The 4,679-nt window shown below is 63.1% G+C and carries 6 protein-coding genes and 2 pseudogenes; 3 read left to right on the top strand and 5 right to left on the bottom strand.

Translation table 11 applies throughout. The features are described 5' to 3' along the window. Together RKP46_RS09975 and RKP46_RS09970 are read left to right on the top strand one after the other, a co-directional pair. Nucleotides 1-289, top strand: a pseudogene (locus tag RKP46_RS09975) (AAA family ATPase); the annotation flags it as partial. Then, a complete protein-coding gene (locus tag RKP46_RS09970; RefSeq protein WP_311106504.1) occupies nt 286-489 on the top strand; it encodes a hypothetical protein in 204 nt (67 codons plus the stop codon). The pseudogene RKP46_RS09975 and the gene RKP46_RS09970, both read left to right, overlap by 4 nt. A gap of 128 nt (nt 490-617) precedes the next feature. On the opposite strand, the pseudogene RKP46_RS09965 reads toward RKP46_RS09970, so the two are convergent. From RKP46_RS09965 to RKP46_RS09945, 5 genes and pseudogenes are all read right to left on the bottom strand, one after another. Beyond that, nucleotides 618-752, bottom strand: a pseudogene (locus RKP46_RS09965) (IS5/IS1182 family transposase); the annotation flags it as partial. Between the two features lie 205 nt (nt 753-957). Continuing rightward, on the bottom strand, nt 958-1,329 hold the full coding sequence (locus RKP46_RS09960; RefSeq protein WP_311106503.1) for a hypothetical protein: 372 nt from the start codon (nt 1,327-1,329) through the stop codon (nt 958-960). 553 nt (nt 1,330-1,882) lie between these two features. Continuing rightward, nucleotides 1,883-2,668, bottom strand: a complete 786-nt coding sequence (gene istB, locus RKP46_RS09955; protein WP_311106502.1) for an IS21-like element helper ATPase IstB — start codon at nt 2,666-2,668, stop codon at nt 1,883-1,885. Then, entirely contained in the window at nt 2,665-3,756 is a 1,092-nt protein-coding gene (istA, locus tag RKP46_RS09950; RefSeq protein ID WP_311106501.1) for an IS21 family transposase, read from the bottom strand. Before istA ends, istB begins: the two co-directional genes overlap by 4 nt. 64 nt (nt 3,757-3,820) lie before the next feature. Continuing rightward, complete coding sequence (locus RKP46_RS09945) at nt 3,821-4,102, bottom strand: lipase family protein (protein WP_409194126.1); 282 nt, start codon at nt 4,100-4,102, stop codon at nt 3,821-3,823. A 354-nt stretch (nt 4,103-4,456) separates the two neighbouring features. Here RKP46_RS09945 and RKP46_RS09940 point away from each other — a divergent pair, with 354 nt between their 5' ends. After that, nucleotides 4,457-4,600, top strand: coding sequence for a hypothetical protein (locus RKP46_RS09940; RefSeq protein WP_311106499.1), 144 nt, complete (start codon nt 4,457-4,459; stop codon nt 4,598-4,600). Nucleotides 4,601-4,679: the final 79 nt, after the last annotated feature.

Here is a 4,679-nt window from a genome sequence, read left to right as displayed (position 1 = left end):
ACGAGCCCCCTATGCGGCCCTCGCCGGACGCATCCAGGTCCGCGTGCACTTGACGCCGGTAATCGAGCGCGAGCGCTTCGCGCGACTGATCGAGCATGCGCTGAAAAGCGCCGGCAACTCGTCTACGCTGCTCAGCGATTCCGGCCTCGAGATCTTGCGTCAGGCGAGCAAGGGGCTGCCCCGCAATGCAGCACGCATTCTGCGTACCGCCATGCGCCTGGCAGTGCCGCGTGGGCTCAATCACCTGCCCGACGGGCTCCTGCAATTGGCCATCGAGGAACTCCGATGAGCCGCCGCCGTAACAGCGTGTTCCCCGACCGCCTCTCCGACGAAGCCGCCGCAGCGCTCTGCGACTTCCTCTTCCAGCTCGCCACCGCTTGCGAGACTCGCTATCTCGGGCAACTGCGCCGACAGCACGACCGCCAAAGGAATCTCTACGATCCCGAGGACCTCTGGCGCTTCCCGCCGGGCGATCCCCGATCCCGATAGGCCTAACGTCCCACCCTCAGGCAGGAGCCAGTTCCTCCGGCGCTAGCGTGGGACTTCCCCTTTGTCTCACCCCGGAATAGGGCGGCATGAAGAATCCGCAATAGGGCGGGACGTAACACCGGAAATCTGACCTTGATCCCCGCGTACAGGCTATCCAGGTTCTGTCGCTCGACGAAGCCCCACACCAGTCGCGCCCGATGCCCGGCAGGCAGCAGCGATTCCAGATCGCTCGCCCGCCATTCCATCTGCGTCCGATTCGGCATCCGCACACGCACCGCCGTTCTCGGTAGCCCCGTCTTGCCTTCCTCGCCGCTACTTGCCGAGCAAGCCGGGACCGGCACTTCTTCCTCGCGAAAAGGAGATTCAGTCATCGCGAGAAACCGTCCAAGGTTGACATTGTCATTATACCCTGCGCCCCGCGTTGCCGCAGGGTAGGCTCGGGAATTTTTCACAGCCTCTCACGGCCCGTCAGAGCCTGGCAGACTTCCGGATGTGGCGTTGAATCTCCCATCCATCATTGGCGTTGAATCTCCTATCCATCTCCTGGCCGTAGTCCCATCGCGAGTTGGCCACGGCCGAGGGCGGGTTGGCGCCATACACGTCGAAAACGTTTGCCAGTATGCCGCTGCGGTTGTCGCATCCCGACACCGCGCTGATCGCTCCGGAAACAACGCCCGCATCGTGTGCAGCGGTCGCCCGACTGCTGATCAGGACGGCGAGTTGGTAATCGAGCTGGAGCGCGTCGATATCGCCGCGATCGACCTGCTTCGGGCTGGTCGGCCGCTCACCGCCGCTGGACAGACTGGGAAGCCGCCGCACTTCGGCGAGGATGGTCTCCATCCGGCTGAGCGCGGAACGAAGGAGCGCCGAGTCGGGTACGGCGACGTTCCGTCGAACAACCTCAGCGATAGCGAAGGCGATTTCTACAGGCGTTCGATACGCCGTGCTGCGCAGTTCGCGATAGAGGGCAGCGGCGCGCGGGTCGCTGAAGGGTATTTCCAGCTGTCAACACCGATTGAAAACTGACACAGTTTTTCCCTTGTCACCGATTGAAAACTGATACACCCCCAATGCGGCTTGATGGCTGTCAGTGGCGACCAAAAAAGCCGCGGAAATCTGGCGCCGCCAAAAGACCGGGCACGAAAATTACCGGCCTGGAGCCGGGTCAAGGGCGGGCGCCAGCCCGGCGCAGCGAACCCTTGACGCGGTGGAGGGACGGATACGCTGGAGCATGGCTGTAAGCGCGGCATCTTCGCGCTTACAGCCATGCTGACGCGCGCTTTTCGCCGCCAGATTTCCGCGGTTTCTCACCGCTGAGAACAATGGCGGCGGTGGGGCCTCCTGGAGGGCGGGCCGGAGGCCCAACCGGAAGGAGGCCCCACCACCGCGGCGCCTATCCGCCGGTGATCGCCTTTCTGGCCTGCACCATTCCCGCCTGCCGCTGGCGTTTGAGCCGGTAGCTTTCTCCGGCGATCGGTACGATCTGCGCGTGATGCAGCAAGCGATCCAGCAATGCCGCCGTCAGCGTGGCATCCTGGGCGAAGGTGGCATCCCATTGGCCAAACGACAGATTGCTGGTGACGATCAGGCTGCCCTTCTCGTAGCGCGCGGCAATGACCTGGAAGAACAGGTTGGCCTGCTCGCGGCTCATCGGCAGATAGCCGATTTCGTCGATGATCAGCAGGCGGTAAGCGGTGATCGCCCGATGCATGACCGCTTTCAACTGGTTCTGTGCGTGCGCGGTCGAGAGGGTCAGCAAGAGATCGGCGGCGGTCGTGAAACGGGTCTTGATGCCGGCTTGCGTGGCGCGATAGCCCAGGGCGATCGCGAGATGGGTCTTGCCCACCCCGGAGGGGCCGACCAAGACGACATTTTCGTTACGCTCGACAAAGGCCAGACCAGCCAGTTCGTCGATCTGACTCCTTTTGACGCCGGCGGCGAAGGCGTAATCGAATTCCTCCAGCGTCTTGATCGCGGGGAATCCCGCCAGACGCGTCAGCATGCTTTGCTTGCGCACCTGGCGTCCCGCGACTTCCGCTTTCAGCAGTGCTTCCAGAAAGTCGCTGTAGGCGCTTTCCTGCGCGGCGGCTTCCTGGGCGGCGCCGACGTAGTTCTCCGCCACGAACGGCAGGTTCAGGGTGTCGCATAAGGCGAGCATTCGTTCGTACTGAAGGTTCATGGCTGCCTCTGCGCAACGGCCTGCAGTTGGCTCAGCAGTTGCGCGTAGACGGTGAGCGGATGCTGCTCCGGCGTGGGCAACGCGATTCTCTCGGCAACCGCCGGACGGACAGTGCCCGCCTCGACCGGCAGCTGCGGGGCGTCCAGGGGACGAGCGGCGGCGATGTCGCCGCGCCATGGCGGGGGAATGTCTTGCAGATGCGCCTGTTCTTCCTGCAGACGTTGTGCAGGCTGCCTGTGCGTACCGGCGTGGATACGCACGTTGGCCACTTCTTTGAGCCAGCGCCTGACCTCAGCATTGGCGGTCACCGCGTCCAGTGGCAGGCCGGCCTGCTTGAGCCGACTGATCAGCGGAACGTAGAAGGAGCGCCGCAGGTAACCGTTGAAGCGCTCGACTTTGCCTTTGGTCCGGGCGCGATAGGGGCGACACAGTTTGATCACGAACCCACAGTGCTTGGCGTAGTCGAGAAAGCCGGCGTGATACCGGTGTTCGCCTGGGCCGTCGACGTCGCGTTCGAGAACAACGGTCTTCATGTTGTCGTAGAGCAGGCGCCTGGCCACGCCACCGAGCGCCTCAAAGGCATGCTGGTGGCAGTCGATCAGGGTACTGACCTTCATGTCGGCGACGAATTCCACATAACTCGCCCGGCTGTACCCAAGCGTCGCGCAGAAGGCGTACAGCGGATCAGCGCCTTTGCGAAACTCGACCCAGTCGATCTGCAATTGTTCGCCTGGCGCCGTTTCGAAACGCACCACCGGATCAGCAGCCGCCTGCGGCCGCATCGTGCGCATGAAGACCCGCAATTGGCTGACGCCGCCCGTATACCCCAGCGCGCTAATCTCCCGCAACAGAACCGTCGCCGGGATCCACTGCGGCTGTGCTGCAGCCTGTCGGTCGCGCAGGTACGTTTCATGCGTCGAGAGTTTGCTGACCCGCTTCTTCTGACGCTCGCAGCGCGGCTGGCTCCCCTGCGCCAGGTGGCTACGCACGGTATTCACCGCACAGCCCACTTCGGCTGCAATCTTGCGCAGACTCAATCCATGCTTCCTCAACACTTCGATTTCCACATACACCTCCTTCGTGATCATCGGCGCCTCAAGAAATCGCCGATCTTCTCAGTTCGGTGTATCAACTTTCAATCGTTGCGCTGTATCAATTTACTTCCGTTGCTGACACCAGCCCGCTGGCGTTGTCGCGCAGGCGGGCAAAATCGGCGATCACGTTGGTCAGTCGACGGCCGTGCAGGACATCGCCGGCGCCCGCTCCGTTGAAGGTGTAGGTGGCAGCGATTGAATTGACGCTGCCGAGCGCCTCGGCCTCCTCCTTGCGCAGGAAGTTGAACACCGTCGCAAGGTGGCCGCCCAGGCTGTAGCCAGTGACCGTGAAGCGCTCACCGGGTCTCGGGTGCCATTGGCGCGCAGTTGTGCGTACCAGCGCTCCATGTCATCGATCTGCCCGAACGCCCAGCCAAAATGCCGAATCTCCATGGCGTTCGTCGCCTGGTTGTCGCGCGCCGCATCGTCGATGACTTCGGTGGAGCGGAAGGAGATGACGAGTTCGCCCGCCCGGGCACCGGTGATCGGATCATCGTTCAGGCGTTGGAAGAGCGTAGCGGAGAAGCCGCTTCGCGTGTTGGCGCACTGGTCGAGGACTCGCCAGTTGGCCGCCAAGGTTCGGGCGAGGGGCTCGGGCAAGGCGGAGGCGTGGTTGTTTCCACGCCCGAGCGCGGAAATAGGATCCTAACCTGTACGCTGGAGGCTTCCGGTTTCCCGATTCCAGATAAAAGCCTTGAAGGTCGGCTACGACATCGACGACTGGACACTGCGGGGCGGCTACAGCTCGGCAACGCAACCGATCCCGGGCAGCCAGACCTTCATCAACAGTCTCGCGCCCGACGTTGTCGAGAAGCAACCCAGCATCGGGGCCGCTTGACGCAACGGGAAGAGCGGCGAACTGAGCCTCGCCTACACGCACGCCTTCAGGAAGGCGGTTAGCGGGACGGTTTCCATTC

It is taken from the genome of Accumulibacter sp., assembly GCF_031732815.1.
In the GTDB taxonomy this organism is placed as follows: Bacteria; Pseudomonadota; Gammaproteobacteria; order Burkholderiales; family Rhodocyclaceae; genus Accumulibacter.
This window is presented reverse-complemented; position numbering and strand designations above follow the sequence as displayed.